The sequence below is a fragment of the Vibrio sp. J383 genome, assembly GCF_023503985.1.
GTDB lineage: Bacteria > Pseudomonadota > Gammaproteobacteria > Enterobacterales > Vibrionaceae > Vibrio > Vibrio splendidus.
On sequence record NZ_CP097293.1, the window covers coordinates 1294186 to 1320952 of the forward strand.

A 26767-nucleotide genomic window follows, 5' to 3' on the forward strand; every position below is an offset into this window, starting at 1 on the left:
CAAGAAAACAAATAATAAAGGAAAGTAAAGTGGCTGAATTTAAATACAAAGATCTTTCTCAAGAAGAACAAGACAAACTAGACGCAGCAACCTTTCGTCGCCTGTTAGCACACTTAGATAGCAACAAAGATGTGCAAAATATCGACCTGATGATCTTGGCGGGCTTCTGCCGTAACTGTTTCAGCAAGTGGTACAAAGCCGAAGCTGAGCAACAAGGCCTAGACTTGGATATCGATGACGCTCGTGAGCGCGTTTATGGAATGACTTACGATGAGTGGAAGCAAAATCATCAGCCAAAGGCGACGCCTGAACAGCTAGCAGCATTTGAAGCGAAGCAGAAGCCAGAATAATTTGTCGTATTAGCAGTAACGATGTACAGATCAAGCAGCACTTAGAACAAACCGCATATAGCAAAAGAGCCCATCAGGGCTCTTTTTAATTTTGTACGCTAATCTTAGCTGTGAATGCTAGTGTCGAGCTTAAGCTAGCTCACCCGTTTGCGAGAAAGCTTCTAACTTCGCTGCGTAAGGTTGTAGGTCACCAATATTTAGATTTACCCACTCGTCATTAAAGTAAGTGTCTAGGTAACGTTCGCCACTGTCACATAATAAAGTCACGATAGAGCCTTTCTCTCCGCGTGCTTTCATTTCACTGGCTAGTTGAAGCACACCGTACATATTGGTACCGGTTGATGCACCAACTTTTCGGCCAAGAATATCAGACAGCCAATGCGTAGTAGCGATACTTGCTGCGTCTGGGATTTTTCGCATTTCGTCAACCACACCAGGAATGAAGCTTGGCTCTGCTCGTGGGCGACCAATACCTTCAATCTTGCTGAATGTATTGCCTTTCACGTTCGCATTGCCTGTTAGGAAGTATTCTTGGAATACAGAGTTTTCAGGGTCGACAACACAAAGCTTAGTTTCATGCTGTTGGTAGCGAATGAAGCGGCCGATAGTTGCAGAAGTACCGCCAGTACCTGGGCTCATTACTACCCAAGCTGGAACTGGGTGATCTTCCATCTGCATTTGATTGAAAATCGAGTTCGCGATGTTGTTGTTACCACGCCAGTCGGTTGCACGCTCAGCGTAAGTAAATTGATCCATGTAATGCCCATTCAACTCTTCAGCTAAACGACGAGACTCTGCGTAGATTTCGTCAGAACGCTCAACAAGGTGCGCTTGACCGCCGTAGAATTCAATCTGTTCAATTTTCTTTTTCGCTGTGCATTTTGGCATTACCGCAATAAACGGAAGACCAAGCAGGCGAGCAAAGTACGCTTCAGACACCGCTGTACTGCCTGATGACGATTCAATGATCGTGGTTTCTGGGCCAACCCAACCATTACAAATCGCATAGAGGAAAAGGGAACGCGCTAAACGATGCTTCAAAGAGCCTGTTGGGTGTGTACTTTCATCTTTAAGATAAATATCAATGCCTTCTACGCTAGGTAGATCGAGCTTGATCAGGTGCGTATCCGCTGAGCGTTGGTAATCGGCTTCAATTTTACGAATCGCGTTGTTAATCCATTGATGGTCAGTACACATAGGCGTTCTCCTGAGACTAAGTAGGAATTCTTTGTAATTGGTATGGTTATAATTTAGCGATATCCAAGGAGAAAAACTTTGCCATATTTCCTTTGTTTTGCTTAAATTGTAGAAAATTATTCTCTTTAAAACTGATTTGGTGAAAGTGTGATAGATGCCGTAGATAAAAAGATATTAAGGTTGTTACAAGAAGACAGCACGCTGTCGTTGAATGACATATCTGAAGCGGTCAACCTGACGACCACGCCTTGTTGGAAAAGACTTAAGCGGCTTGAAGAGAACGGAGTTATTGAGAAAAGAGTCGCGTTGTTGAACCCTGAAAAGCTCGATCTTTCCTTTACCGCGTTCGTATTGATTAAAACCAGTGATCATTCTCATGAGTGGTATGGTCGTTTTGTGAATACTGTGTCTGAATTTCCAGAAGTGATGGAGTTCTATCGTATGGCGGGCGAGTATGATTATATGATGAAGGTTCAGGTGAAAGACATGAAGTGCTTTGACGACTTTTACAAACGCTTAGTGAATAGCATTGATGGTATATCTAATGTGACGTCGACTTTTGCGATGGAACCACTGAAGTACACGACAGCATTGCCACTTTAAGCTTAACCTAATCTTATGCTACCTCTCGTTTCAGTTTAGACATCGCCTTTGCGATAAAGAAAAGGATTATTCATGTTTGCAAAAGTATCTACCGCTATCCAATTACTGCTAGCTGTCGCTATTTTTTACTTAGGCTACACCATCTATTCATTTACCAATAAAGTCGGTGACATCGTCGATACTTATCCGCAAGTTATTGAAGACTTATCGGGTCTCACCAAGGGATTGAAAGTGGAAGAGCTTTTGGCGTTTGCTGAGCATGTTAATGAACTGGCTCCTCAGGTGTTGGATACTGTAGAAGATGTCCGTAAAACCATCGATGAAGTTAATCAAACCGTTTCATCGGTTTATAGCAAAATCCCCGCTATCTTAGATGAAGTTAAGAGTGTTCGAACCGAAGTAGAGCAAGTAAGAACCGATGTTATTCCCCCAACACTGACGGAATTAAAACGATACCGTGTCGATGTAATGCCGCCAATGCTCGCGGAAAGTAAATCTTATCGAGAGCAAACCATTCCAGTGATTGTCACTGAATCCGAAATGCTTAGAGCTGAAGTGCCTGATATTTTGGTGCAAGCTAATTTGCTAGCCGATAAGAGTAGAGAGTTAGCTCAGGGAGCTGCAGAAGGTGCGGTGAAAGGGGTGGTGCTATCACCATTTAATCTACTGCGAGACGCGGGAGATGGCATTAAAATGCGAGTACAAAGTGAATTCGAGCCGACGTTAGAGGTTGAATAGAGTTTACTGTTTTTGTGTGACGTTCTTTCGTCAGCGTTACTAAAAAGGGGCTAGGTATGATACCTAGCCCCTTTTGGGTTTGAACGTGCTTGTTCGCCGTTTCTAAAAATGTACGTCGCTTTTAAAAAATGCTCACAGTTATAAAAAGTGTTTGCTCGTTACTTGGTAAAGCGCATCACACCTTCTTGAACGGCTGTCGCGACTAGCTCACCTTTTTGGTTGTAAATCTCACCACGTACTAAGCCGCGAGTGTTGGCCGCGGTCGGGCTTTCAATCGCATATAGCAGCCATTCATCCATTTTGAATGGACGGTGGAACCAAATAGAGTGGTCAATCGTCGCAACTTGGAAGTTGGGCGTCATGATTGACACTTCATGGGGGTGAAGTGCTGTCACCAAGAATCCCCAATCGGACGCGTAAGCCAGCAGGTATTGGTGAATCAATTGGTTGTCTGGCATTGCGCCATTTGCTCTTACCCAAAGGTACTGCTTCGCTTCCGCCTTCTTAGGATTGAGTGGATTCACGACCGTTACAGGGCGCATCTCAATCGGCTTTTCACCACAGAAGGTTTTACGCAGTTTCTCTGGTAGGAACTCAGCAATGTGGCTCGCTAACTCGGTTTCAGATGCAAAGTTCTCTGGCCCAGGAATATCAGGCATTGAAATCTGGTGCTCAAAGCCTGGAGCATCACCGTGATAAGAAGCCGTGAGATAGAAAATAGGGCGGCCATTTTGAATCGCTTTAACACGACGTGTGCTGAAGCTGCGTCCATCTCTTAGGTTCTCAACATCGTAGATAATTGGCTTTTCAGGATCGCCAGGAAATAGAAAGTAACTATGAAACGAGTGCACACTACGGTCGTCTTGAACGGTATAACGAGCAGCAGAAAGCGCTTGCCCTAATACTTGACCACCATAAACCTGTGGTAGACCTAGGTTCTCACTTTGCCCGCGGAACAGACCTTCTTCCAGCTTCTCTAGCTGAAGTAAACTTAATAATTCTTGTAAAGGTTGACTCATCGCCAGCATGCCTCTTGGTAAAATGGATGTCAGATTATTGTGTTAATCATTTAGCTTAGTCAGATATCTGTCAATAAATCATAGGGTTTCAAGACAGAATATGAAAGCTCTCTTATAATTGGTGGGTAGATTTGCCGAGTCCGGCAAACATGTTGAGAGAAATTGAATATGAAAAAGGCTCTAATTCTTATTACGTCTTTAGTATCGTTTGGCCTACTTGTTGGTTGCCAAGCAACATCAGAAACGAACGCTTCTCAGGAAGTGGTTGCAGAGAACACTCAAGTGATTTCAGGAACAGTAAGCTACCGTGAAAGAATTGCATTGCCAGAGAATGCCGTGGTGACTGTTACGCTAGAAGACATCTCACTGGCTGACGCACCATCGACAGTTATCGCAACTCAAGAGTTCACCACTGACGGTAAGCAAGTGCCGTTCGCATTCGAGCTGAGCTACGACAATAACAAGATTAAAGCTAACCACCGTTACAACATGCGCGCAACGATTCACGTTGACGGTAAACTGCGCTTCACTACTGACACTATTAAGTCAGTAATTACTGATGTAGAAAATACACAGCAAGCAGACCTACGTTTAGTTGGTGTTCGTTAACAAGAAATCGATGCCATTGTTAAGGCATCTTGATTGGCTTCACTTAGCCAGTTGAATTAGCGATTAGTGGCAGCTCTAGGGCTGCCATTTGTATATTCTGAGTTTGATCTTTCCTGCATCACTCACCTCAACCCCTTCTTTAACCAAATGCTGCTTTTGTCGGTCGAACGAATCACCCTTTAAAGATATTTCACCTTTGCTGTTAATCACTCTATACCAAGGTAGTTTACTTCCTTCAGGCAAGTTGCCTAATGCTCTACCTACATGTCGTGCATAGCCCGGAAAACCTGAAAAACGTGCTATGTCTCCATAAGTTGTTACTTTCCCATATGGAATTTGGTGAATCACAGCAAAGATTTGGGGCAAAAATTGGTCCATACTAAAAGTTCCTAGTTCATTAATACCACGGATCGGTAGAAGGAGAGGGCTATGGTATTTTCAACGTTTCAGTTCTTGATAACCACATTATTAGCGGTTGTCTGCGCGAGAGCAATCAGTTTAAGTGAGGGAGATATCCCAGTACTTGCAATGGTCATTCCTGCTTTATGGATTTTGCCGCAAGGAGGCATCGCAGGATTAGCTTTGCTTGTCTCCATGACCACTTATGGATTAACGCTACCGCTACAACCCATCACGCTCTCAGTCAGTGTATGGGTATTATTCCCACTATTGATGGTGGTCTTTTCAAAACGCAGCAGTTTGTCGGTCGTGATTATTTCTGGCTTGATCGTCGCAACGCTACAAGTCGGAATCATGGTCACGCAATCTGCAGGTAAGCTTGAAGGCGTTCCTTGGGTTACCACACTACAAACCTTGTCAATCATCGTTATTTGGTGGGCAGCGAATCACCTTAAACCAGCCAGCCGACACAGCTGGTGGTCATTAGGCTTAATACTTCCATTATGGATGGCCGATTTACCTTATGCCGCTTTGGTTGCTTTGTGTGTAACGGGCATCATGGCATCGATGGAAACACTGACGCGCTTGAAAACCTTCCGCTGGAATAAATTATTGTGTTGGACATTGCCGACGGTTGGTTTTGCGGCACTGGTGATTACCCCAAGCATCGAAGTGCCTAGTCCAGTCTTTGTGGTGTGGTTATGTCTATTAGGCACCGCGTGGATGACAGACTACATCATTCGTACAGAAGATAACGAAGACATCGATATCTAGTACGTAGATAACCCGAACCTTACAAATGCAGGTAAATGGTGAATTTACCTGCGATTTTCTAGTGGTTTGAATAAAGGATAAGCACTTAGACAGCAATTGTTCAAAAATAGGGTGGAAGGGCTTGCAATGGTTGCTGTGATGCTTAATAATCCAATCACTCTTTGAGGCAAGCCTCTTAGAAAACGAATCTATGGGGGCCTGGTCCTCCCGCAACAATAACTCGTGAACTCGGTCAGGCCTGGAAGGGAGCAGCCGCAGCGAGTGACTTGTGTGCCGGGATGTGGCTGGGTTCCCACCCCTTAAAAAAGCCGCTCTTAATGAGCGGCTTTTTGCTATCTGAAGCTTTTTAATTGTAGTTTTAAATAACGTCTTCAAGTCTATTGATTAGCTACTCTAGCGCTTACTTGTCTCGTACTAATCGCTCTTTATCTAATAACGCGCGTTTACGTTCCAATCCCCAACGGTATCCACCTAGCTCCCCATTACTTCTCAGAACGCGATGGCAAGGTATCAGCACGCCAATCCGGTTTTTACCACAAGCTGATGCTACCGCTCGAACGGCTTTTGGTTTGTCGATCTCATCGGCCACTTCACTGTAGCTCACAATATCGCCTTCTTTGATGCTCAATAAAAATTGCCATACCTTAATCTGAAATGCAGTTCCTCGAATATCGAGTGGCAAATCAGGTCTTGGGGCGCCTTGACTGATGTGCTGATCGAGAGCTTCTATCCAGAAATCCAACTCGGGCGTATCTAGTGACGCAGAAATTGTCAGTTCGGCTTTTGGGAACTCGCTACGCAATTGCTCTAATAGTGTTTGTTCATTGTCACCAAATTGCACGAAACAGACGCCTTTATCGGTCGCGGCCATCATCATGAAACCGAGTGAAGTTTGGCGGCATGCATAATTGATCGTTTCGCCAGCGCCTCCTGCTCGATAGGCTTTTGGTGCCATACCGATGTTGCGAGTTGCTTCTCCATAAACACGACTGATTGAGCCAAAACCAGAAGCGTAGATGGCATCGGTTACGCCGTCTCCTTGTTTTAGAGAGCTCTTAAAGTGACGCATTCGAACGGCATCTTGATACGCTTTAGGTGACACTCCGAATGCTTCTTTGAACAGCCTTTGTAATCGTGAGGGAGATAATTCCGCAATTTCACCTAAGCTAGAAAGTGTGAGTTTCTCATCAGCGTGTGCTTCAATGTGGCGTGCAACTTCTACCAATTTTTCTACTCGAGAGTTTCCCGGAAAAGGGTGGCAGCGTTTGCATGGCCTGAAGCCTGCCAACATCGCCATTTCAATGCTTTCAAAGAACCTCAAGTTCTCAGGTTTTGCAGGCCTCGCAGAACACGATGGCAAGCAATAAACACCCGTAGTGATAACACCATAGAAAAATTGCCCGTCGAAAAACTTGTCTCTGACGGCTATCGCTTTTCTCATTTCGAGTTCTGGTGGCATTGGCATGGCTTAATCTCTACTTAATTACTGGTTTATCACTATCTAACCGCATGTTCGGTGATGGTTCCATCCGTTTCTTGCTAACTAATTTTATTATAAGCACTTGAGGTTCAATCGCTCTTGGATTGAACAATATAGATATAACGCAAAAATCGGATGTTTTGTATTTCTGTGGGTCGCTAAGATTGATCACATACCAATTATTTAAGAGTGAACTGAACCATGACATCGACTATTAATATCTCAATGAATGCCCGTGTGTGGGCAATGCTGATTGTTCTTTCCATGCTATGGGGAGGATCGTTCTTCTTCGTTGGTGTTGTGGTTACTGATCTTCCTCCGTTAACCATAGTCGCGCTTAGAGTGGGAATTGCTGCCATCACTTTGTGGGTTATTGCTTTGATGATAGGGCTTCGCCCGCCTAAAGAGTTGCGTGTTTGGGGGGCTTTTTTAGGAATGGGTTTACTTAATAATATCGTCCCGTTCGCGCTTATCGTCTGGGGACAAACTCAAATTGCGTCTGGGCTAGCGTCGATTCTTAACGCAGCGACACCGATCTTCGCGGTTGTGGTGGCAGGAATACTATTACCTGATGAGCGTGTAACACCGCTAAAACTCGTGGGTGTCGGCATTGGTTTTGTTGGTGTGGTTGTGATGATAGGGTTGCCTGCTCTGAGCGGAGGTGGCAGTTTTATTGCTCAGTTGGCAATCATCGCGGCTGCTTTGTCATACGCTTTTGCAGGAGTGTACGGTCGTCGATTCAAAGCTATGAAGATCAATCCGATTATCACAGCGGCAGGGCAAGTAACAGCATCAACGATTGTTTTAACCCCTGTTGCGTTAATGGTGGATGGCCCACTTGATGTTGTAGCAATGAGTGGAGATACATGGGCGGCTATCGCTGGGCTTGCAGTTTTATCGACAGCGGTCGCGTATGTTCTGTACTTTAAAATTCTAGAACTGGCAGGGGCGACCAATGTATTACTCGTTACCTTGTTAGTGCCTATTTCCGCCATCTTGCTTGGTTCTCTGTTCCTCAATGAGTCGTTAGAAGTGATTCACTTTGTTGGCATGTTGTTGATCGCTATTGGCTTGTCAGCCATCGATGGAAGATTGTGGCGCCGTATTAAACTGGCAAAGACTTGAGTGGTATATCGCCCCCAATCTTCATCACAAAGCCGTTTTTAGTAAACGGCGTTAATTCGCAGGTAACACAACAGCAGACGCTTCTTCGTCTGAATCTTCTTTGTCTTCTACTTGGTCAGCAACCCAATCAATTGTCTTTGTTAAGTAGAGCTTGTTGGTTTCTATATCACACCAACTTTTTGACAGCCCTCGACGATTAAACTCACTGCCAATCGCTGCGAGTGTTTGGTTACTCGACCGTCCATAATACAGAGTGTCGCATAGTTGCAAGTTGGACATAGATTGCGGGTATGTATTAACCGATGAGGCGTTCATACTTAAAGCTTTGGATTGATTGTGTGTGCAGCCAGTTAGGCTTAAGACAAATAAGAGGGCTATGGTTTTTTTCATTCTATCTCTGACGACTACTGCTCGTTTAAAGAGCGATTATGAGCACTAATGTTGAAAGGGTTTGTCAATTTTTTGCCAAGCGATTGAATAGCAGGATCTTTGTCCCAGTTAGAACGTGTAATCGAGTGCTTTAAGCCAACGACAAAAGCGGTATTAACGACCAAATGCGCAATTTTGTACAAAAGTTGTGAGAGCCTATAGAGTAGACTGATAAGTCGCTCGATAATTAAAAGGCTTGGGGATGGTTATGGATAACAAAAAGTGTTCTAAAGAGAAAGCCGAATACAAGATCACAGAAGAACTCGGTGGCCTTGAAATCCTCAATGCAGAATATGAAAAGCAGAACTTCTCACGCCACAGCCACGAGGGCTACACGCTTGGAGTCATCGAACAGGGCGCTCAGCGTTTTTATCGAACGGGAGGGCATCATGTCGCACCTCAAGATGCCATCATTCTGGTCAACGCTGACGAAGTTCATAGCGGTCATTCCGCCACTGAAGGCGGTTGGGCGTATCGCGCGATGTACCCACTCCCAGAGCAACTTGCTAAGATCACTCAAGAGCTAAACTTACCGAACTACGGCGCGCCTTACTTCCCAAGAGCTGTTGTTGAAGATCCTGAACTCGCCAATCAGCTCAGATTAGTTTTCAACACGATTGATGAATCAGATAATCGCCTGCTAAGAGAAACTTTGATGTATGGGATGTTGGTTAAACTGATTAGCCGACATGGTAAATCTCCGCTTAATCCTCAACTCGATGGGAAGGCTCAGCGCCAGCTTGTCTTGGTGAAAGAGTTTCTAGATGATTTTCCACAGGCCGATGTGTCTTTAGATGAGCTGTCTAAACTGGCGGCTTTGAGCCCGTTTCACTTAGTGCGTTCTTTTCAGAAAGAATTTGGCCTTCCGCCACATGCGTATCAAATCCAATCTCGGTTAAGGCTTTCGCGTAAGTTGTTGAAACAAGGGCATACCATTTCAGATACGGCTCAAGAGTGTGGTTTTCACGACCAAAGCCATTTTCATCGGCACTTCAAAAAGGCCAATGGCTACACGCCGGGGCAATACATCAAGATGCTCTAAACTGGCGTGGCCAAATGCGGCCAAATGCGGATAAGTTCGGGCGGATAGGTGCGATGAGCAGGGTTACAAAATTGAGCAAGTTTGTACAATCGAACCAACTCAACTCTTTTTACATTGAATAACCAATGTGAAGAGAGAGCAGAATTAAATGGATAGTGAAAAAATGGATAGACGAACACAGTTATGGAAGGGCGTTTTAGCAGCAATGCCTTTGAGTATCGCGGTTATCCCTTGGGGAATACTAGCAGGCTCATACGCGATAGATGCTGGATTGAATCAACTTCAAGCGCAAGCCATGTCGGCTATTTTGTTTGCAGGTTCAGCGCAACTTGTCGCAGCCGGTATGTTCAAGGCGGGCATTGGTTTAGGCACTATGTTGCTGACTACCTTATTCATCACGTCTAGGCACTTTTTGTATAGCGTATCGATGCGTGACAAAATCAGTCATCTTCCAGCTCGTTGGCGTCTGTTGCTTGGCTTTTGGCTTACAGACGAGCTGTTCGCGATTTGCAGTGGGCAATCCCAACAAGAGTTTAATCGTTGGTATGCCGCAGGCGTGGGCGGCGGATTTTACCTCGTTTGGAATATTGCCAGCTTTGTCGGCATTGTCGCAGGTAGTCAAATTCCATCACTTAACGAAATTGGCCTCGATTTCGCGGTAGCCGCGACTTTCATTGCTTTGGTTTTTCCTTTGATTCGAACACTTCCTACGGTGGTGTGTGTCGTGGTGTCATTGGTGACCTCTGTGACAATGGCGGTCAATCAGATTGAAGGAGGGCTGATGATTGCTGCGATTTCTGGCATGTTAGCGGGCTTCATTAGTGAATCATTTGTTGAACGTAATAATGGTCAGAAACGAGCTAGTGAAGGGGAGTCAGTATGATTTGGTTAACGATATTACTCATGACTGCGATTGTTTTTTTTAGTCGGTATCTGTTTTTGGAGCCTGCAATCCCGCTTCGATTAAATCAAACCACGCGTCGCCTGCTGCGTTATTCAAGCCCTGCGGTATTAACGGCTATTTGGGGACCAATTGTATTTGCACCAGAGCAGACATTTTGGCCAAGTTTCGAAAACCCGTATTTGATCGGCGCTCTTGTGACTGGTCTGTTGATATGGAAAACCGGCAATGTGCTGTTAACGATCGGCGTCAGCATGGCGGTGTTTTTGTTCTATAACCTTGTCGCGGTTGATTTCCTTTTTCATTAATACGCAGCTCACTTGATACGGTGTGTCACGGCATTAGTTATCCTCGTTTCAAGTGTATGAGTCATTACTTGAAACGAGTACCCCTAGGTTCTATTTAGTATAAATATCTGTGCTCCTTTATTCAGAGGCGATCTGTCCTTACCTCCCTAAAAATTTCCGAATGATGTTTCTTATTTGAATGCAATTGATTTTATATAACTTCGTGCTGTTTAATTCGTTTTACTTATGGATTAAAAGAAAGTAAATTTGCAAATAATTCAACATGTTGAGTTGCTCTTTTACGTATGTCGATTTCGCAATTAGGTAAGGTTTAAATGAATTGGTTTATTGAAGTATTAAAGAAGCCTATGGAGTTTCGAGGGAGAGCTCGTCGCAAAGAGTACTGGTACTTTTTCGCTGTAAGCGTCGTAATTACTCTCGTTTTAACTCTCATAGATCAAGGGCTAGGTTGGTATAACTCGAATTCTGCGATCGGAATTTTAAGTGGGGTATTCTCTTTATTTATCATCTTACCAAGCTTATCAGTCACGATACGCAGGTTACACGATATGGGAAGGACTGGATGGTGGGTACTTCTCTTTTTTGTTCCTGTAGCCGGCTTTTTTATCATGTTATGTTTCTTAGCATTTAATGGTACTGCAGGAGCAAACAAGTATGGTGATAATCCTAGGTCGGTACCCCAAGTTTAATTTGCTCAATATGATGCGTTATCCGCGGCATTTAAGAGTGTGTTCGATGAGCTATCTATATGTCGAACGCATAGCGTAATTAATTTAACAGGATATAAGGGCTTAACAATGTACAGATTTCTCGTAATCTTATTTCTACTCGTACCTCTGAAATTATCGGCTGCACAAGATACTAAGCAAGCATTAGTACAAGAGCTTCTTCAGATCATGGATGTTGATTCCACGTTGGACGCGGTATACGTTCAAATGGATAGCATGATGACCAATATGTCTAAAGAGCTAGAGGTTTCGGAGTCAGAACGAGCTATCTTTGATGATTACTATCAAAGCATGAACGAGTTGATGAAAAAAGAGGTCAGTTGGCAAAAGCTAGAACCAACAATTGTAACGATCTACAGTAATCAATTCACTGAAGATGAGCTCGGTGCGATGATTGATTTCTACAAAACAGAACATGGGAAAAGCATCCTGAAAAAAATGCCAACTGTGACGACAGAGTCGATGGTTATGACTCAGTCATTAATGCAGCAAGTGATACCTAAGGTTCAAAAGCTAACGATCAAACTAAAACAAGATCTAAAAGCACATAGAGGCTCCTAATTAGAAGTCATCAGGTTGGTGATTCTAATTAACGCTCTATTCTTGTTCGATAATGCATCTATTCTCACAACACCGTGTGTATTCCATGTAATGACTTATGTGTTGCGAACGTAATCAGGCATAATAGCGTCCCCACAGCTGAATCATTTTAGGTGTGGGGATCGTGTTTTAAGGTTCTGGTAAGGAGTTAATTTGGCTAAGAAGTATTATGTGGTTTGGAACGGTCGTACACCGGGTATTTTTACTACTTGGAATGAGTGTAAATCGCAAGTCGATGGCTTTGCAGGGGCGAGATATAAATCGTTTCAAACACTAGGCGAGGCTGAATCTGCTTTCGGTGGTAAAACGTCGTCTGCGTCAGGTTCTGCTTCAACATCTGGATCTTCATCGACCAAGCCAAGTGCTGCGGGTAAGGCGACTAAAGCGAAGGTTCCGCCTCTCTCTCAACAACAAATCACTGATATGCCTTTTGATATCAAGATCTTTACTGATGGCGGTTGTGAGCCAAACCCAGGTGAAGCCGGTACAGGCTTAGCGGTGTACCTGAACAACGATTTAACTGAGTTGTGGTATGGCCTTTACCAGCCAATGGGTACTAACAATACCGCAGAGCTACAAGGTTTAAAGCAAGCATTTATAATTGCAAAAGAGAAACTGCAAGCCGGCTTGTCGGTTGCAATTTATAGTGACTCAAAATACTCGATTGACTGTATTACTAAGTGGGCAACGGGCTGGGAGAAAAAAGGCTGGACCAAGTCGGGCGGCGAGATCAAAAACCTCGATATTATTAAGCCTGCGTATGCTCTCTACCAAGAACTGGCTTCAAAAATCACCATCTACCATGTGAACGGACACGTTGGTATTGAAGGTAACGAATTGGCCGATAGAATGTCGATTGTGGCTATTTCATCGAAAGAGCAGGAGCTAGCTCAATATCGTGACATCGACGATATTGAGTCTATTTTGGCACTGCGAGCAGGCTAGCTAGGCTTCTTAATGAAAAGTTAATGAAAGTTACTGAAAGCATAAGTTGCCATCATTAGGCTGTGCTAAGTTGAGCGTTACATTTCAAATCAATGTAGCGCTCTTTTGTTTTTGCGGTGCTCCGTTTTCTTATGGTGCTTAGTTTTTTATGGTGCTGAGTAGTTAGTGTGATGCTCAGCTGACTGTGTTAATCCTTATTGAGCTGGGTTCTCTATCCAACGAGATAATTGCTGAGCTTGTTTGATCGAATTAAAACTGTCTTTCACTCTCTCACGTGCCTTTAACCCCATCGATGCTTTATCGTTACTGCTTAGTTGTGCAAAACGCTCAATCGCTTCTCTTAATTCTTCCACGTTCTTTTCGCTAACCACAAAACCTGTTTCTGGTGAGACGATCTCTTTGCATCCCATGATGTTGGTTGTAATGACTGGTGTGCCCACGGCCATCGCTTCTTTTAAAACCAGTGGACCTGTATCCACACATCCAGTTTCTGAAAAACAGAAGGGCGCGATTAGGCTGTCATAATTCGATAGTTTTTCTTTGACCCACTCGTGAGGTTTAGCGCCAAGAAATGTCACGTTTCGAGTGAGCCCTTGCTCTTTGACCTGCAATTTTAACTGTTGCTCTAAATCGCCAGTACCGATGATATCGAGATGAATATCGAGAGGTTCGGCAATCGGCGCTAATGCATCAATAAGATGGTGGATGCCTTTTTGCTCGACTAATCGGCCAAGGAAAACAAAGCGAAGTTGCTTCGTTTCGGTTTTTGGGTTGAGTTGGAATTGTTTGGTATTGACTCCGCAGTGCAGGAGTTTAATGTTTCCTTTTGCCATGGTGTTGAAGTCAGCGAGCATGTCTTTACATACTGCAACCACAAAATCACTCGATGAAATCTTATGTTCAATATCATAAGCGAACTCGTAAACATCATGACCGTGAGCCACGAATGAACAAGTGATGTTCAACAGTTTTGCCGCGACGATGGCGTGAGCTGTGGTGTGCTGACAGAAATGCGCATGAACGTGTTCGACGTCATTTTCCGCGAGTTGCAGCGCCAGTTTGAATCCATAAGCGAACAGTGACTTTTTGGGCATGCTGGTTTGCTTAGAAATAAATGAGACAGCCTTGATGAACCCTATCCAGTTGATGCTGGCGACTTTACCCATCCGAGCATTATTGCCTATTTCGACAATGTCGTAGTCGAACTGTTTTTCGCTGTTTTCAATTTCGAACGTCATTACACAAACATCGTGCCCACACGCTTTCACTGAGTCGACTTCTGTTTGGATGAAGGTCTCACTGAGTACAGGATAAGTTGGTGCTATAAATGCTACTTTCTTCATTTTTTGCTCCTTTGACTAATGCTATTAAAGTCAAATAAGCAAAATACGAACCAAGATAAAATCGTAGTTTTGGAGGGCTTTTCGATGGTTTTCCGAAGGTTATCTCCCAAGAAGTGGCTCATTTTCTCAAATTGATAATCAAATTGGAGTTTTGACGCTCATGTCTGATCACCCTGTTCGTCATTTTGAGAGTGTCTGCGTAGGCGACTGATCTAAAAGTGATTTCATAGCAATACACTCTCGGCATAGAACATGCAACGTCAGCCATATAACGTATAAATCTGAGGGCGTCATTATGGCTAAAGTAAGTGTTGTTATTCCTACCTACAATTGTTTGGATTACCTGCCGAAGGCAATTGGCAGCGTACTGAAGCAGACTCATCAAGATGTTGAGCTCATTGTCATTGACGATAACAGCAACGATGGAACGTCGACGTATCTCGCTTCGATAGACGATGAACGCATTATTACCTTATCCACATTGGGTGTCGGGGCGCCTCAAGCGAGAAACCTAGGGATTGAAAAAGCGACCGGAGAATACATCGCTTTTTTAGACGCAGACGACTTCTGGTTTCCTGAAAAACTCGAACGCCAACTCGAATTTCATCAACGATACCCAGATCTCGCGATGAGCTTTACTAACTACGAACACCTTACTGAAGATTACCAAGTGATAGTCGACTGCTTTAGTTACTGGTCGCAGTTTCAAGACCAAGACGAGCTGTTCATCAATATCGAGAACCCGTTGGAGTTCATCATTGAAAACAATGTAATTGGAACATCGACGGTCATGGTAAAAGCGGATGTGTTTTCTCAAACAGACAGTTTCAATGCTGACATCAAGTATGGGGAAGATTGGGAACTGTGGCTTCGAATGAGTGAAAGCCATCAGATTGGTGTGTTGAACTCTGTGCAGGTTGGCTACTTGATGAGAGCCAGCTCTGTTACCCAAACTGAAAGTCTTAAATTGAGAAATTTGCAGTCTATAGAGACTATTCTTCAACATTACCAAAATGACAGTCAACGATGGAATCTACCCACTTCCAGCTTCAAAATCGCAAAGGCGAGAATACTGGAAGGCTACGCTGACTATTATCGAGGCTTACAAAAAAACCGATTGGCTATCTCATACAGTATCCGCTCGTTAGTTTTGGCTCCGCAAAAACGAACGTTACGACATCTACTTGGAGACTGTAAGAGTTTCCTAATGCCTGCATTGTAAGGAATAGGTGTCTGCTATGGGGTCACTAAAACAGTCTGCCTATTACGCCATTGGCATTGTGATGATGAAAGGGATCTCACTCGTGATGATCCCCTATATCACCCATAAGATGACGTTGGTTGAATACGGTTCTTTAGAAGCCATTGTCTTATTGGCTGACATCGGGACGATCCTATTTAGCTTTGGGATTGTTGAGGCAATGTACCGGTATGTGGGCGTCGCTGAGGGTGAAGAAAAGAGAAAGCTTGTCTCGAACTGTTTCACGTTGAGTGTCTTGGTCTGTGTGCTAGGAGGGGCTTTAATTGCTCTTAGTATGCCGTTGTTGTTACTGATGCTTCCCGTCGAGTTCCAACCTTATCAAATCCTACTTTTGCTAATACCGACCATGTTAGATGGTGCGATTTCTATCCCGTTAACATTGATGCGAATGAATGCGATGGCTAAGCGCTTTTGCATGCTCAATGTGTTGAAAGCGAGTGTGCAAGCTGCTATGACGTTTGCATTGCTTGAAGCGGGTTATGGCATTGATGGTGTACTAATATCTGCCGCTGTTTCGAGTGTGTTATTGATGCTGTGTTTACTGCGTTATCAATGGCAGGAGATGGGCTCATTTGGCAGCCTCAAATACTCCGCTAAGATCCTAAAATTTGGATTGCCCACGTTAGTCGGTGGTGCTTCTATTTACATGATTACAGGCCTAGACCGTTGGGTGATGGCAAGCTTTGTTGGTGTTGAAGAACTTGCAATCTATGCGGTCAGCGGCAAGTTTGCATTGCTGCTTGGCTTGCTACTGCAGCCTTATGCTCTGTGGTGGTTTCCAAATCGGGTGGCCATGCTGCAACAACCTGATGGTAAAAAAGAGTGTGCGGACAGAGCGCTGGTCGGCGTTAATCTGGCCATTGTGTTGGGTTGTTTGATGATCCTCACTGTGCCTGGTTTTATTACTTTGATTTTGCCAAGCAGTTATCAATATGCAGGTACGATTGTTGTAGCACTCCTGGCGATTGGTGTGATTAAAAACGCTGGGGATTACCTCAACCTTGGTTGTTTCAGTGGTCACTCAAGCCAATCGCAAATGTGGATACAAGGCGGGTGTGCGATTCTAGCTGCGATTGGTTATGTCACCGTGACGCCCATTTATGGCGTGTGGGGCGTTGTAGTGGTGCTTTGTGGTACTTATGCCGTGAGGCTGTCACTGCTCTATATCGTAAGCCAAAAAATGGAATATTTACCTTATGATCACCGTAAATGGATGACAGCGCTCAGTATTGCGGTAGTTGCGGTCACTTGTGATCGATTGCTCGGGTTGGTGCTCGTTGATGTTCATGACTTTATTTTAGGAAGCTTTGTGGCAGTGATGACGCTTGTGGCCTTTATTAAATACTCGGTCATCATGATCCCTCAGGCGGTGCTTGATAGGTTCACGTCAAACAAACATTCACAGGTAAGTTGATATTACCTCCTACTTCAGAACTCGAATGTTTCTAAGTCAGTGAATCAAAAGTCTTAGAAATTTTAAATAAAACACTGTTCATAATGTTTATGATTAGATAGTATTTATAAGTTTGATGAATATTAACTATGGAAAGAATTATGAATAAGTGGATTGTACTTTCAGCTCTGTTTTCGACCTTCTCTTACGGTGCCTTAGACCTTTCTAACTCTGATTTATCAGCGGGAGACTTTGATGTACCAGAAGCCATCTCGTTGGAACAACAAAACATCGTATGTGAAAGTGTTGTTTGTAATTCTGTCTCTGAACCTAAATCTGTTCCGGTTGTTGGCGACGTACCTGAACGCGAGCCGAATCAAACGTTAGAAACTCTCGCGAGTGCGATTTATATCGTCGGTGAGATTGGCGTCGCGGAAAACCTGTCGACTCCAGAATACGAGCAATTTTTCGAAAACTAATTCAAGGGGTGTGGCAGAGTATTGGCACAGCTTTCAAGTGTTACTATAAAAGATTTCAAATGCTGTTATAAAAGGTAATATTGCGTTAAACGATTCAATAACCTTGGCATATTGTAACTAGGAAGCCCCAATGGAAATATGGAAGTTACTGCTGTTTATACCGGCCTGTTTTGCGCTCAACATGACGCCGGGCCCAAATAATCTATTGTCGTTGAATAACGCTCGTTGTTATGGTTTTCAAGCAGCTTTAGTTGCTGGGTTAGGAAGAATTGCTGCCTTTTCTGGCATGATCGCGTTAGCTGCATCGGGCTTAGCAGTTGTGCTGTATACTTCTGAAACCTTGTTCTTTCTCATCAAGCTGTTTGGCGCCATGTATTTATTGTGGATTGCGTTTAACTTATGGCGCTCACAAGCCAGTCCTATTGTTGGAATTGATCGTAACAAAAATTGGTTCGGCCTAGTCAAACAAGAGTTCACACTCGCAGCTGGCAACCCTAAAGCCATTCTTATCTTCACCGCATTTCTACCTCAATTCGTTGATGTTTCAGCTAACGTTAACACTCAGTTTTTTATCTTGGGAAGCACATTTCTTGTGTTAGAGATACTCGCTATTTCTATCTATGCTGCCTTTGGCTTATATCTACGAAATTGGTTTTCAAAACCTCAAATGGCCAAGCGCTTCAATAAAGCATGTTCTGTGTTTCTTGCTCTATCGGGTGCGAATCTGTTGGTTAGCCGTCAGTAGGGTTCGTTCTGCTGTTTACACGGATAGAAGGAATGCGATGAGTAATCAAGACCTCTCACAAATGGGCGCTGCGCAGGTTTCTTTAAATGAGCGTAATGGCTTTCCTTGTATACATAAACAAGGGGCTGGCGAGGTTGAAGTTGCTTTTTACCAACACGCAGCGCAGCATCTTGATGGAGTGAATACGCCTCAACTTCTTGCGGTCGATGGCTGTGAGCTTTATCTCGAATACATTCCTAATTCGGTTTGTCTTGCCGAGCTACAAATGACAAGTGACGTGTTTCAGCAACTCTCTTGTATTCATCAATCTCAATATGTGCCTAGTTTTAAAGTCAAAGAGCATTGTTGGACAGCGAGTGATACGAGTACTGCTTTAGCATCTCTGAAATTACCTCAAGTAACCCAAGAGAGTTTGCTGTGCATTCAGCAATTGAGTGGCGATCTTTTTGAGCATCAAACTTTGGTTTCTGGTGATGCGAACGAGGGCAATTGGGGGAGAAGAGATAATGGACAGTTGGTCCTATTTGATTGGGAGCGTTTTGGTTTTGGCAGCCCTGCGATAGATTTGGCACCACTCGTTTCGCGAATGGGTTCCTTGTCTGATTATGAGCGCATTGTTGATCGGTACCTTTGCCATAATACCTTGATTCCGCGTGAAGAATTAATAAAGCAATTGATCATGGCTAAAAGCTGGATCGTAGTAGAAGTGACGAATATATTAGTCACGCGTAACAACCCTGAAGCTTCGAAATACATCAATTGGTTTAGAGAGCAATTGCCAACTTGGCTGGCTTCAGTTGAAGGTCAGTTGTAGCTGAAGGGCGGTTGTAGTTAATCTATAAAGGTCTATCTATGAATATTGTCTGTGCGGAAAAACAAGAACTGGCTGATATCTACCAGCTTGAACGTGCTTTGTTTGGCGACCACGCCTATCCGCTATTTTTCTTTCGTCAGGCATTTGATTGCTGGGGGAAGGGCTTGTTGATAGCGAAACAAGAGTCGAAGGTTGCAGGCTATGTGTTGATGACGCCAACGAACAAACCACAAGAATATTGGATTCTGTCACTGGCCGTTGATGGTCAATTTCGAGGTATGGGAGTGGGACGTTCGTTGATGGAACAGGCGTTAGCGACACTGCCTGAAGAATCCAAGGTGTTACTTACCGTTGATCCAAATAATGCGTCGGCTTGTGCGCTTTATGTGTCTATGGGTTTTGTCACGATTAAAGAAGAGTCGAACTATTTTGGCGATGATGAGCCAAGGTTGGTGATGCAGCTCGTCGTCTAGTTTCTCGCTAACGTTGTTTATTGAAAGGCGCACACCTTAATTAAAGGTTCACAGAGCTAGGTCAACATCACGATACCGTGCATCAACACCACGCTAGAGGTCAGTCGGGTTCGCATATCAAAATAGCCATCGGGGCCTTCACTTTGGTTCTCTTCTCTCATTGACCTTTCCGCTCGCCAAACCGCAATATAGCCGATGATAAGAACTAGGGTAGTGATGAACTCTTTTTGTTCCCCAAGTAGCACCGCTACCCACGCGGCTAGCACAACCACGTTGCTTAGAATCAGCGCTTTGTTGCTCGATTGGCTTTCGAAATTTTCGATGCCATTTCCCCACAAAATACCCGACAAAAAACTCAATATGACGACGCTGTAGGTGATGAAGAGTGTTTCGCCGCTCAAGCCTAGGAATTGGCTGTCGGTCAGAGATAGCAGTAGGCCAAATAGAAACGGGATTAGCCCCATGTAACCCAGCTTGGCCATGGTATTGCGGGTTTGAGTTGTCGCCATGTAATCAGATCTCATAATTGCTGCTCGATTGCATTTTTGAGTGTCGCACTTACAGGTGATGTCGAGCTAGGGAAGGTCGCCACCACTTTGCCTTCTTTGCTGATCAAGAATTTGTAGAAGTTCCACTTGGGTGTCACGCCAGCTTGCTGTTGTATCTCTGCAAACACAGGGTTAGCGCTGCTGCCAGACAGCGAAGCTCGCGCCATCATAGGGAAGGTAACACCATAGTCGAGATAACAGACTTTAGCCGATTTCTCTTCGCTTCCTCGGTCTTGGCGGAAATCATTACTTGGGAAGCCGACAACTGTGAAGCCTTGATCTTTATAGGTCTGATGCAGTTGTTCGAGTTGTTCAAATTGTGGTGTGAAGCCACATTGGCTGGCTGTGTTTACAACCAAAAGGGTTTTACCTTGAAACTCTTCACAAAGCTCAATCTCTTCGTTTGAATTTAACAACCTTTGTTTGCCGTTGAGTATCTCAGGGCAGCTAGCTGAAAATGCGAATGAACTTGTTAGGCTCGCGATTAGGGCGGTGGAGCACAGCAGTGAATGTTTCATAGGTTTGGCTCATTTTAGTTGGCGTAACTGTTAGTACTGTTCAACGACTTAAAATGATCACTTTAAAGACCAGAATCGCTTAAGTATCAGCTATCGCTTAAGTGTCAATTGTCGCTTAGCAAATAGGGCACCACCAAGCGCCTGATGTTTACCTTGGCTCCAAGGCGAGATGCCAGTAGGTACATGCCTCCAATCTTTCGGTGGAGGAATAGAGCGTCTGCTGGTGGCGTGTGCCAATACTCTTGTTCCATGCTGAGTATGGTTCCTGCTTCACGAAGCCTTTGTGCTAAACCACTGGCTTTGAAGTCGTAATCTTCATCGACAAGCATGGGTTCACAGGCCATTTTCACTAAGTTGAGAATCGCTTGGCGCTGGTCTGGGAGGATGGTCTCGCTAAAAAATCCAATCTGCTCTAACGCCTTGTTGAGTCCTTGTTCATCGTGAGTAATCACAGAGGTAAAAGCCAAACGATAGCCATCACTGAAGCGGCCGCTGTATTCTCGGGTTGCTCCAAAGTCTAAAAGCCCAATCTGTCGCGTGTTTTCAACGTAAAGATAGTTGGCGAAGTTGGGATCGGTTTGCACCATCTTGAAGTCGAATAACTCTCTGAACAGAAGCTCGAGCAAGCTGTGCATCACAAAGTCACGGGTGCTTTGATCGTAACCTTCTATTTGCTCTATCGAGACGCCTTCAATGAAGTCCATTGCGAGCACTGATTCTGAAGACATTTGAGGGTGAATTTTAGGTACAACGAAGTGAGAGTGTTCTTTTAATACATTGTGATAACGAGTCGCATAGTCAGCCTCGCGAGCATAATCCGCTTCGTCGTGGAGTTGTTTTTTTGCCTCTTCTAATAAGCCTTTGTAATCGACAGACTTGGGAATCAAACCAACGATATTGAGCAATGTACCTACGTTGTCCACATCACTGTCGATGCTTTTTCGAATGCCTGGGTATTGGACTTTGATGGCAAGTTTGTCTCCCCCGTCACTGTAGGCTTGGTGAACCTGACCGATGGAAGCACTGGCGATGGGCTTAAAATTGAAGGAGATAAACTCCGCCTTCCAGTTCATTCCGAGCGAACTTTCTAACACTTGGTTGAGCTGTTTGGCTGGCAGTGGGTCGGCGTCTGAACGCAGGCGAGCGAGAATGTTGGCTAACTCGGGTTCAAGAATATCACCCGCATCCATCGACAACATTTGGCCGAGCTTCATCGCCGCCCCGCGCAAATGCGCCAGTTGATCGGTTAGACGAGCAATGTTTTGTGGCGTTAGCAGTAAGTCTTTTGCTTTGGGCCTGTTGCCTTGTGCGAGTTGCTTGGTACCTTCCGTTATCACATTGCCCGCGACTCTTGTTGCCAGTGAGGCAAACTTGCTGAATCTAGAAATTCGATGGGTAGGTAGATTTCTTTCTTTTGCCGACATAAAGGTTCTCACTTAGTTATCAAGACTCACTACAAAGTTCTATTAATCATTACCCAACCGAATGTTTTGTTGTGCTAACTTGTCTCGCGGAACAGTAAACAAAATTAATAAGGACAAAACATGAAGTTTATTTGGTTAAAAGTCGCGGTTACCGTTTTAGTTTTTGCTGCGCTGTTTGGTGTGGTGTATTACAAAGTCGCAAGTGGTATGTCTTAGCCAAGCACTATTTTGTGCAGCTGTTACCATCGCAGCGCGACTTTCCGGTTAACCAAAACGAGACTTTATATCGGTTCTTAGCAAACCGTAGATAACACCAATCTGCCATTGGCTTGAACATCGCCCAACGCAAAGGTGCGTATAGCCAACCTTTTCCTACTAAGCGCCACGCTTGGTAGGTCACGTCTAAACCTAGCAGCAGTTTTCCATTCTCATCCAGTGCATGCAAAATGGTGTTGGCTGCGTCCGCATCAATCTGAGGGTAGTCTGAAAAGGCTTCACTGTAGATATCGATGGTTTGAATCTTATTTTCGACATCATGCATCGCAAGTGCCGCCATCTCTTTTGCGCACAATGGACATGTCCCATCGTAAAATATCGTAAGTTGTGTCATCGTCTGTTCGCCTATCATTTCACTACCTGAACCTTCAGTTACCCGTTAAGTCGGCACCCGTCAATTCAATCGCTTGTTATTCAATAATCTAGCAATGGCTACGTGATTGTATCTTTTAAAGATCACTCTCCTCGTATCAAAGCTAAAAAAATGTCTGACGTAGACACTTTGTTCATCTTTTCAAGTCCTTGATTGTTTGGTCAAATCTCGGGTTTATGGACAAAGGATAACAAAGCGTCCAATAAAGGTGTGCCTTCAATATATAAACATCAATCAATTCAACAAGTTGAACTTGGCTTGGAATATGCTCTATCGAACCTACGAATTGCTAATGGATTTTCTCCAATTTGGGCATGGCAGAAAACCCTAAAAGCATAAGTATGGATAAATGGAGAGAGAACATGAAGGTTATAAATTATTTACTTAGTGTGCTTTTGTTGTTTAGTAGCCCCCAGTTGGTGTGGGCTACTGTTGATGTGATGGAACTTGATGGTAACGCGACCAGTGATAATAGTGGTATTGATTGGGATGACGTAAATGATCCTAACAGCATGGTTGGGATTGCAGAATTTTTCGAAAAAGACCGTAACGGTATCGACCAAATCTTTTGGAAGGGTGGATCAAAAGATGATTCCGACATTACAGATTGGGCGTTCCGTACCGCGTCACCACAACCAAAAGATGACTTTACCAATGCGTATGCCGCTGCCTTTGAAAGCGAAGGTGACTTGCTTATTTATTTTGGTGCAGACCGATATGCGAACAATGGTGATATGTACATTGGCTTCTGGTTCTTACAAGACCAGGTTGGATTGCCGGATGGAAAAACTAAGGGCGACTTTGTCGGGCAGCATGTCAATGGAGACATCCTTGTGCTGATTTCATTCCCTCAAGCGAGTGGCGGTAACCCATATATTGAAGTGTTGCAGTGGGATTTGAATAATGGTGATGTGACGGACAATATGACGAGGCTCTTCCAAACGGACGGTGATCCTAAATCGAATGATTTCGTGGGAGCAAGATGTGGCAGTGGCGCTATCGGTGTCGATAAGATCTGTGCGATTTCAAATGATGACTCTATTGGAGCAATACCGCTACCGAATGTACAAGGTTGGGACTATCTCGCGAAAACGGGGGAAACAACGTCTATTCCGACAGAGAGCTTTGTAGAAGGACGTCTGAATTTATCTGCGTTGTTGAACGATGAGTTTGGTATCAGCGACATTCCTTGTTTCAGTAGCTTCTTAGTGGAGTCACGAGCTTCTCGTTCGATTGATGCATCTTTGGCTGACTTCGTTGTCGGTTCATTCAGTTTATGTAGCATCAATATAGCGGCGACTTGTAACACAACCAGCTTTACGGTTGATGGCATGTTTAACATCGATTACACCGTGACGGTTACCAATACTGGCCCTGGTTCGTTAGGCACCAATGGTGATTACGAAGTGGCCTTTTTATCTGAGTCACCAATCTTAGGTGCGCTTCCTGTCGTGGGTAACGGCGATGAAGTGTGGAGTGTCGGCGAGTCATTCTCATTCATGGGTAATTACTTGTCGGTAAATAATGGTGCCGTCGGCGTAATAGATGGTGCGGTGGATCTTGATGGGCTTATCGTGAATGCTCAAGCGCCAGTGGCCTACAATTGTCCACCAATAGACTTGAGCCCGATGGTTGAGATTTCTAAGGTGTGTAATAGCTTCTTAGAGGTTGATGGCGGCCAAGTTGTGCTTAAGAAAACCTATGATGTTGAAATATGTAATACCGGTGATATCCCATTGGCCATTGAATCGCTGGTGGATTCTAAGGATGACTCTTTGAGCCGTTCTGATTTACCTACTGAAGTAGTCAACAGCAGTTATTACCTCGACTTTGCTTTACCTTGTGATGATCTTGAGGATGTGACCACATGTGGTGCTGGTAATATGTGTAGTACATTAAGTGCCGACCCTGAGTTGTTTGCTTGTAAAACAGGTGAAGGAGAGTGGATACCGAACTTTGGTGATGCGATTGGTCAAGTGTGTACACAAGTAAGTAAAACTTATGCACCAAATGTGTTACCAACCGGAACTGCAGGGATGCTATCTAATCAAGTAACAGCAACGTTTGACTCGCTGTTCTTGCAAGAAGCATTTATGGAAACATCGAACATTGCAACCTGTGATGTTTGTCCGTTTACTGTTCCTGAGCCATAAGCACTTTCATTAATTGAGTTCAACTAAACTCCAAAGCAGCCTAGTTCGTTAGGCTGCTTTATTAGTTACTTAGTTACTTACTTAGTTATTTAGTTAGCTAGGCGACTTAAATTACTATCTGATGTTTTTTAATCAGCTTGTATAAGGTTGTTCGGGAAATAGACAATGCTTTAGCGGATTGGGAAATATTGTAGTGGTGTTGCTGAATCACTCGACGAACATTTTTTGAAGAAAGTCGAGTATCATTTTCTGCGTCGGGCGACGCGTCTTTTAATTGAATCCCCATATGACGAGTAGAGAGGGCGCTTGAGTTAGAAAGAACAATCGCTCTTTTTATGCAGTTGAATAATTCTCTGACATTGCCTGGCCAATGGTACTGTTTCATTTGCTCAAGGGTGTCACTAGGCAGTTTGGTTTTGGATGCGTAATTGTGCTTCAGTTCAAATCGAACCAAATCTTCAATGTCTTCTTTGTGATCATTGAGTGGTACTAGGTCTAATGGAAGTACATTGATGCGATGAAAGAGATCCTTTCGAAATTTACCCGCAGCTACGGCTTGTTCGATATTGACGTTGGTGGCGAAAATTACACGGCAATCTACGGGCAATTGGTTATTACTGCCTAATCGCTCTATCAAGTTATTTTCTAGAAAGTGGAGCAAATAGGTTTGCAGCGACAGCTCAAGGTCGCCGATCTCATCCAAAAATAGCGTGCCACCGTTCGCTCTTTCCACATGTCCGACGTAGCGTTTATTAGCTCCCGTGAACGAGCCTTTTTCAAAGCCAAATAACTCTGAGTGAATCAGGGATTGTGGAATTGCGCCACAATTTACAGCGATGAAAGGTTTCTGCCTGCGGGCTGAAGCTTCATGTATTAAGCGCGCGCACAAGCTTTTGCCTGTGCCAGTTTCCCCTTGAATCAGCACTGGGAAATCGTTGTTAGCGATTTTAGCTATCTTCTTTTTAAGTTGCTGGATGGTGCTGGATTGCCCCACCAATTGATATTCATCGATCGAGATTGGCTTTGCCTTGTTTTGTTCGGAATCTACCATGCCGTACGCGTGCCCTAGATTTCGACAAAGCCATTCGGTATCAATAGGCAGATGGTAATAATCCCAGAAGGTTTGCTTAATAAGTGACAAGTCTTGGCTTGGTGGATGGTTACAGATAGCGATTGCTTTCAAACTCGGCGAATGAGCCTTCAGCGCTGCTATTTGCTCACATTGTTTGTCGATTGAAGATGATGTCAGACAGGAAACGACAATTGGTGCGTAGCTTTCGCTGCGTGTATCGAGTAAGTGAATGGCCTGTTCGGTTGTTTCTGCAACTTGAGCTTCCCAGTTATGGAGACGCAGTTCTCCCACCCACTGACTATGGTGCAGGCATGCGGTGTTGCATAACAAAATCACGGGACGAGTTGTTGGCTCAGGTGATACTCTTTTTGATGGCATTGTGCTCACTCTTCATGTTTCGATATCCATGATGAAACCTTCAGTAAGCCCCCTAAATATCCCATAAGCTTAGAAGCAAAATTCAATTAATTCGAGTACACAAATCTGATGGCGTTTGGCTGATAAGTGTCATTCTCTCAAGCGGGAAAGCCAATCTGGTGCTTTACTTACTGATATTTATGCTTATTAATAAAGGTATTCACGAATATCGTGTTTTTACTGTTTTGTTTATTGATGATCACACAGTAAACTCCGCGCTAGTCACTAACG

30 protein-coding genes and 1 other RNA gene are annotated in these 26767 nt (G+C 44.1%); 20 read left to right on the forward strand and 11 right to left on the reverse strand.

Annotation, left to right across the window (positions count from 1 at the left end; translation table 11 throughout):
• Positions 1-29 precede the first annotated feature (29 nt).
• A complete protein-coding gene (locus tag M4S28_RS05840; protein ID WP_010439576.1) occupies positions 30-350 on the forward strand; it encodes a DUF1244 domain-containing protein in 321 nt (106 codons plus the stop codon).
• 129 nt (positions 351-479) lie between these two features.
• On the opposite strand, the gene M4S28_RS05845 is transcribed toward M4S28_RS05840, so the two are convergent.
• Positions 480-1547, reverse strand: coding sequence for a PLP-dependent cysteine synthase family protein (locus M4S28_RS05845; protein ID WP_249632459.1), 1068 nt, complete (start codon positions 1545-1547; stop codon positions 480-482).
• Between the two features lie 147 nt (positions 1548-1694).
• Here M4S28_RS05845 and M4S28_RS05850 point away from each other — a divergent pair, with 147 nt between their 5' ends.
• Together M4S28_RS05850 and M4S28_RS05855 are read left to right on the forward strand one after the other, a co-directional pair.
• Positions 1695-2150 (forward strand): Lrp/AsnC family transcriptional regulator, encoded by a 456-nt coding sequence (locus tag M4S28_RS05850; protein ID WP_017073561.1) that lies wholly within the window; start codon positions 1695-1697, stop codon positions 2148-2150.
• A 72-nt stretch (positions 2151-2222) separates the two neighbouring features.
• Positions 2223-2888, forward strand: a complete 666-nt coding sequence (locus M4S28_RS05855) for a hypothetical protein (RefSeq protein WP_249632460.1) — start codon at positions 2223-2225, stop codon at positions 2886-2888.
• A 158-nt stretch (positions 2889-3046) separates the two neighbouring features.
• On the opposite strand, the gene tesB is transcribed toward M4S28_RS05855, so the two are convergent.
• A complete protein-coding gene (gene tesB, locus M4S28_RS05860; protein ID WP_135458979.1) occupies positions 3047-3907 on the reverse strand; it encodes an acyl-CoA thioesterase II in 861 nt (286 codons plus the stop codon).
• Between the two features lie 168 nt (positions 3908-4075).
• Here tesB and M4S28_RS05865 point away from each other — a divergent pair, with 168 nt between their 5' ends.
• A complete protein-coding gene (locus M4S28_RS05865; protein WP_029222253.1) occupies positions 4076-4516 on the forward strand; it encodes a YbaY family lipoprotein in 441 nt (146 codons plus the stop codon).
• Positions 4517-4591: 75 nt separating this feature from the next.
• On the opposite strand, the gene M4S28_RS05870 is transcribed toward M4S28_RS05865, so the two are convergent.
• A complete protein-coding gene (locus M4S28_RS05870) occupies positions 4592-4894 on the reverse strand; it encodes an MGMT family protein (RefSeq protein ID WP_249632461.1) in 303 nt (100 codons plus the stop codon).
• Positions 4895-4945: 51 nt separating this feature from the next.
• Here M4S28_RS05870 and M4S28_RS05875 point away from each other — a divergent pair, with 51 nt between their 5' ends.
• Together M4S28_RS05875 and ffs are read left to right on the forward strand one after the other, a co-directional pair.
• On the forward strand, positions 4946-5689 hold the full coding sequence (locus tag M4S28_RS05875) for a VP0952 family biofilm-associated protein (protein ID WP_249632462.1): 744 nt from the start codon (positions 4946-4948) through the stop codon (positions 5687-5689).
• A 196-nt stretch (positions 5690-5885) separates the two neighbouring features.
• Positions 5886-5982, forward strand: an RNA gene (gene ffs / locus M4S28_RS05880) — signal recognition particle sRNA small type.
• Positions 5983-6089: 107 nt separating this feature from the next.
• Here ffs and M4S28_RS05885 read toward each other — a convergent pair.
• Positions 6090-7154: a bifunctional transcriptional activator/DNA repair enzyme AdaA gene (locus M4S28_RS05885; protein ID WP_249632463.1), complete on the reverse strand. Its 1065-nt coding sequence runs from the start codon at positions 7152-7154 to the stop codon at positions 6090-6092.
• A 216-nt stretch (positions 7155-7370) separates the two neighbouring features.
• On the opposite strand from M4S28_RS05885, the gene M4S28_RS05890 reads away from it, so the two are divergent.
• Entirely contained in the window at positions 7371-8294 is a 924-nt protein-coding gene (locus tag M4S28_RS05890) for a DMT family transporter (RefSeq protein WP_249632464.1), read from the forward strand.
• A 51-nt stretch (positions 8295-8345) separates the two neighbouring features.
• Here M4S28_RS05890 and M4S28_RS05895 read toward each other — a convergent pair whose 3' ends face one another.
• A complete protein-coding gene (locus tag M4S28_RS05895) occupies positions 8346-8684 on the reverse strand; it encodes a hypothetical protein (RefSeq protein ID WP_249632465.1) in 339 nt (112 codons plus the stop codon).
• Positions 8685-8931: 247 nt separating this feature from the next.
• Between M4S28_RS05895 and M4S28_RS05900 the strand changes: the two genes are divergently transcribed.
• The 6 genes from M4S28_RS05900 (at position 8932) to M4S28_RS05925 (ending at position 13247) form a co-directional block, all read left to right on the forward strand.
• Entirely contained in the window at positions 8932-9765 is an 834-nt protein-coding gene (locus tag M4S28_RS05900) for an AraC family transcriptional regulator (protein ID WP_249632466.1), read from the forward strand.
• A gap of 148 nt (positions 9766-9913) precedes the next feature.
• Entirely contained in the window at positions 9914-10648 is a 735-nt protein-coding gene (locus M4S28_RS05905; RefSeq protein WP_249632467.1) for an AzlC family ABC transporter permease, read from the forward strand.
• A complete protein-coding gene (locus M4S28_RS05910) occupies positions 10645-10974 on the forward strand; it encodes an AzlD domain-containing protein (RefSeq protein WP_249632468.1) in 330 nt (109 codons plus the stop codon). Before M4S28_RS05905 ends, M4S28_RS05910 begins: the two co-directional genes overlap by 4 nt.
• A 347-nt stretch (positions 10975-11321) precedes the next feature.
• Positions 11322-11663: a DUF805 domain-containing protein gene (locus tag M4S28_RS05915; RefSeq protein WP_241903970.1), complete on the forward strand. Its 342-nt coding sequence runs from the start codon at positions 11322-11324 to the stop codon at positions 11661-11663.
• 108 nt (positions 11664-11771) lie between these two features.
• Entirely contained in the window at positions 11772-12263 is a 492-nt protein-coding gene (locus tag M4S28_RS05920) for a DUF2059 domain-containing protein (protein WP_249632469.1), read from the forward strand.
• Between the two features lie 192 nt (positions 12264-12455).
• The gene (locus tag M4S28_RS05925) at positions 12456-13247 is read left to right on the forward strand and encodes a ribonuclease H family protein (protein ID WP_249632470.1); all 792 of its coding nucleotides are present in this window, start codon (positions 12456-12458) and stop codon (positions 13245-13247) included.
• A 194-nt stretch (positions 13248-13441) separates the two neighbouring features.
• Here the strand turns inward: M4S28_RS05925 and M4S28_RS05930 are convergent, their stop codons facing one another.
• The gene (locus M4S28_RS05930) at positions 13442-14590 is read right to left on the reverse strand and encodes a glycosyltransferase family 4 protein (RefSeq protein ID WP_102503326.1); all 1149 of its coding nucleotides are present in this window, start codon (positions 14588-14590) and stop codon (positions 13442-13444) included.
• A 295-nt stretch (positions 14591-14885) separates the two neighbouring features.
• Here M4S28_RS05930 and M4S28_RS05935 point away from each other — a divergent pair, with 295 nt between their 5' ends.
• The 6 genes from M4S28_RS05935 to M4S28_RS05960 all read left to right on the forward strand — a co-directional run bounded on the left by M4S28_RS05935 (position 14886) and on the right by M4S28_RS05960 (position 19755).
• The gene (locus tag M4S28_RS05935; RefSeq protein ID WP_108161651.1) at positions 14886-15812 is read left to right on the forward strand and encodes a glycosyltransferase family 2 protein; all 927 of its coding nucleotides are present in this window, start codon (positions 14886-14888) and stop codon (positions 15810-15812) included.
• A gap of 16 nt (positions 15813-15828) precedes the next feature.
• A complete protein-coding gene (locus M4S28_RS05940; protein ID WP_249632471.1) occupies positions 15829-17265 on the forward strand; it encodes a lipopolysaccharide biosynthesis protein in 1437 nt (478 codons plus the stop codon).
• 140 nt (positions 17266-17405) lie between these two features.
• On the forward strand, positions 17406-17723 hold the full coding sequence (locus M4S28_RS05945; RefSeq protein WP_016768495.1) for a hypothetical protein: 318 nt from the start codon (positions 17406-17408) through the stop codon (positions 17721-17723).
• A gap of 130 nt (positions 17724-17853) precedes the next feature.
• The gene (locus M4S28_RS05950; RefSeq protein WP_249632472.1) at positions 17854-18468 is read left to right on the forward strand and encodes a LysE family translocator; all 615 of its coding nucleotides are present in this window, start codon (positions 17854-17856) and stop codon (positions 18466-18468) included.
• 37 nt (positions 18469-18505) lie between these two features.
• On the forward strand, positions 18506-19282 hold the full coding sequence (locus tag M4S28_RS05955) for a phosphotransferase family protein (protein ID WP_249632473.1): 777 nt from the start codon (positions 18506-18508) through the stop codon (positions 19280-19282).
• 38 nt (positions 19283-19320) lie between these two features.
• Complete coding sequence (locus tag M4S28_RS05960; protein ID WP_249632474.1) at positions 19321-19755, forward strand: GNAT family N-acetyltransferase; 435 nt, start codon at positions 19321-19323, stop codon at positions 19753-19755.
• A 56-nt stretch (positions 19756-19811) separates the two neighbouring features.
• Here the strand turns inward: M4S28_RS05960 and M4S28_RS05965 are convergent, their stop codons facing one another.
• From M4S28_RS05965 to M4S28_RS05980, 4 genes are all read right to left on the reverse strand, one after another.
• Complete coding sequence (locus tag M4S28_RS05965; protein ID WP_249632475.1) at positions 19812-20279, reverse strand: DUF3429 domain-containing protein; 468 nt, start codon at positions 20277-20279, stop codon at positions 19812-19814.
• Positions 20276-20821, reverse strand: a complete 546-nt coding sequence (locus M4S28_RS05970) for a glutathione peroxidase (RefSeq protein WP_249632476.1) — start codon at positions 20819-20821, stop codon at positions 20276-20278. The genes M4S28_RS05965 and M4S28_RS05970 overlap by 4 nt, the downstream gene beginning before the upstream one ends.
• Before the next feature lie 104 nt (positions 20822-20925).
• Complete coding sequence (locus M4S28_RS05975; protein ID WP_249632477.1) at positions 20926-22245, reverse strand: ABC1 kinase family protein; 1320 nt, start codon at positions 22243-22245, stop codon at positions 20926-20928.
• A 223-nt stretch (positions 22246-22468) separates the two neighbouring features.
• The gene (locus M4S28_RS05980) at positions 22469-22855 is read right to left on the reverse strand and encodes a thiol-disulfide oxidoreductase DCC family protein (RefSeq protein ID WP_249632478.1); all 387 of its coding nucleotides are present in this window, start codon (positions 22853-22855) and stop codon (positions 22469-22471) included.
• A 401-nt stretch (positions 22856-23256) separates the two neighbouring features.
• On the opposite strand from M4S28_RS05980, the gene M4S28_RS05985 reads away from it, so the two are divergent.
• Entirely contained in the window at positions 23257-25047 is a 1791-nt protein-coding gene (locus tag M4S28_RS05985) for a hypothetical protein (protein WP_249632479.1), read from the forward strand.
• A gap of 106 nt (positions 25048-25153) precedes the next feature.
• Here M4S28_RS05985 and M4S28_RS05990 read toward each other — a convergent pair whose 3' ends face one another.
• On the reverse strand, positions 25154-26497 hold the full coding sequence (locus M4S28_RS05990) for a sigma-54 interaction domain-containing protein (protein ID WP_249632480.1): 1344 nt from the start codon (positions 26495-26497) through the stop codon (positions 25154-25156).
• Between the last annotated feature and the right edge of the window lie 270 nt (positions 26498-26767).

What these genes read in the sequence shown, in the direction of transcription:
- M4S28_RS05920 (WP_249632469.1), top strand. Translation starts at nt 11,772, where the DNA reads ATGTACAGATTTCTCGTAATCTTATTTCTACTCGTACCTCTGAAATTA.
- M4S28_RS05870 (WP_249632461.1), bottom strand. Translation starts at nt 4,894, where the DNA reads ATGGACCAATTTTTGCCCCAAATCTTTGCTGTGATTCACCAAATTCCA.
- M4S28_RS05865 (WP_029222253.1), top strand. Translation starts at nt 4,076, where the DNA reads ATGAAAAAGGCTCTAATTCTTATTACGTCTTTAGTATCGTTTGGCCTA.
- M4S28_RS05945 (WP_016768495.1), top strand. Translation starts at nt 17,406, where the DNA reads ATGAATAAGTGGATTGTACTTTCAGCTCTGTTTTCGACCTTCTCTTAC.
- M4S28_RS05990 (WP_249632480.1), bottom strand. Translation starts at nt 26,497, where the DNA reads ATGCCATCAAAAAGAGTATCACCTGAGCCAACAACTCGTCCCGTGATT.
- M4S28_RS05980 (WP_249632478.1), bottom strand. Translation starts at nt 22,855, where the DNA reads ATGACACAACTTACGATATTTTACGATGGGACATGTCCATTGTGCGCA.
- M4S28_RS05955 (WP_249632473.1), top strand. Translation starts at nt 18,506, where the DNA reads ATGAGTAATCAAGACCTCTCACAAATGGGCGCTGCGCAGGTTTCTTTA.
- M4S28_RS05965 (WP_249632475.1), bottom strand. Translation starts at nt 20,279, where the DNA reads ATGAGATCTGATTACATGGCGACAACTCAAACCCGCAATACCATGGCC.
- tesB (WP_135458979.1), bottom strand. Translation starts at nt 3,907, where the DNA reads ATGAGTCAACCTTTACAAGAATTATTAAGTTTACTTCAGCTAGAGAAG.
- M4S28_RS05930 (WP_102503326.1), bottom strand. Translation starts at nt 14,590, where the DNA reads ATGAAGAAAGTAGCATTTATAGCACCAACTTATCCTGTACTCAGTGAG.
- M4S28_RS05970 (WP_249632476.1), bottom strand. Translation starts at nt 20,821, where the DNA reads ATGAAACATTCACTGCTGTGCTCCACCGCCCTAATCGCGAGCCTAACA.
- M4S28_RS05855 (WP_249632460.1), top strand. Translation starts at nt 2,223, where the DNA reads ATGTTTGCAAAAGTATCTACCGCTATCCAATTACTGCTAGCTGTCGCT.
- M4S28_RS05845 (WP_249632459.1), bottom strand. Translation starts at nt 1,547, where the DNA reads ATGTGTACTGACCATCAATGGATTAACAACGCGATTCGTAAAATTGAA.
- M4S28_RS05875 (WP_249632462.1), top strand. Translation starts at nt 4,946, where the DNA reads ATGGTATTTTCAACGTTTCAGTTCTTGATAACCACATTATTAGCGGTT.
- M4S28_RS05915 (WP_241903970.1), top strand. Translation starts at nt 11,322, where the DNA reads ATGGAGTTTCGAGGGAGAGCTCGTCGCAAAGAGTACTGGTACTTTTTC.
- M4S28_RS05975 (WP_249632477.1), bottom strand. Translation starts at nt 22,245, where the DNA reads ATGTCGGCAAAAGAAAGAAATCTACCTACCCATCGAATTTCTAGATTC.
- M4S28_RS05985 (WP_249632479.1), top strand. Translation starts at nt 23,257, where the DNA reads ATGAAGGTTATAAATTATTTACTTAGTGTGCTTTTGTTGTTTAGTAGC.
- M4S28_RS05960 (WP_249632474.1), top strand. Translation starts at nt 19,321, where the DNA reads ATGAATATTGTCTGTGCGGAAAAACAAGAACTGGCTGATATCTACCAG.
- M4S28_RS05940 (WP_249632471.1), top strand. Translation starts at nt 15,829, where the DNA reads ATGGGGTCACTAAAACAGTCTGCCTATTACGCCATTGGCATTGTGATG.
- M4S28_RS05885 (WP_249632463.1), bottom strand. Translation starts at nt 7,154, where the DNA reads ATGCCAATGCCACCAGAACTCGAAATGAGAAAAGCGATAGCCGTCAGA.
- M4S28_RS05905 (WP_249632467.1), top strand. Translation starts at nt 9,914, where the DNA reads ATGGATAGTGAAAAAATGGATAGACGAACACAGTTATGGAAGGGCGTT.
- M4S28_RS05890 (WP_249632464.1), top strand. Translation starts at nt 7,371, where the DNA reads ATGACATCGACTATTAATATCTCAATGAATGCCCGTGTGTGGGCAATG.
- M4S28_RS05910 (WP_249632468.1), top strand. Translation starts at nt 10,645, where the DNA reads ATGATTTGGTTAACGATATTACTCATGACTGCGATTGTTTTTTTTAGT.
- M4S28_RS05935 (WP_108161651.1), top strand. Translation starts at nt 14,886, where the DNA reads ATGGCTAAAGTAAGTGTTGTTATTCCTACCTACAATTGTTTGGATTAC.
- M4S28_RS05950 (WP_249632472.1), top strand. Translation starts at nt 17,854, where the DNA reads ATGGAAATATGGAAGTTACTGCTGTTTATACCGGCCTGTTTTGCGCTC.
- M4S28_RS05900 (WP_249632466.1), top strand. Translation starts at nt 8,932, where the DNA reads ATGGATAACAAAAAGTGTTCTAAAGAGAAAGCCGAATACAAGATCACA.
- M4S28_RS05895 (WP_249632465.1), bottom strand. Translation starts at nt 8,684, where the DNA reads ATGAAAAAAACCATAGCCCTCTTATTTGTCTTAAGCCTAACTGGCTGC.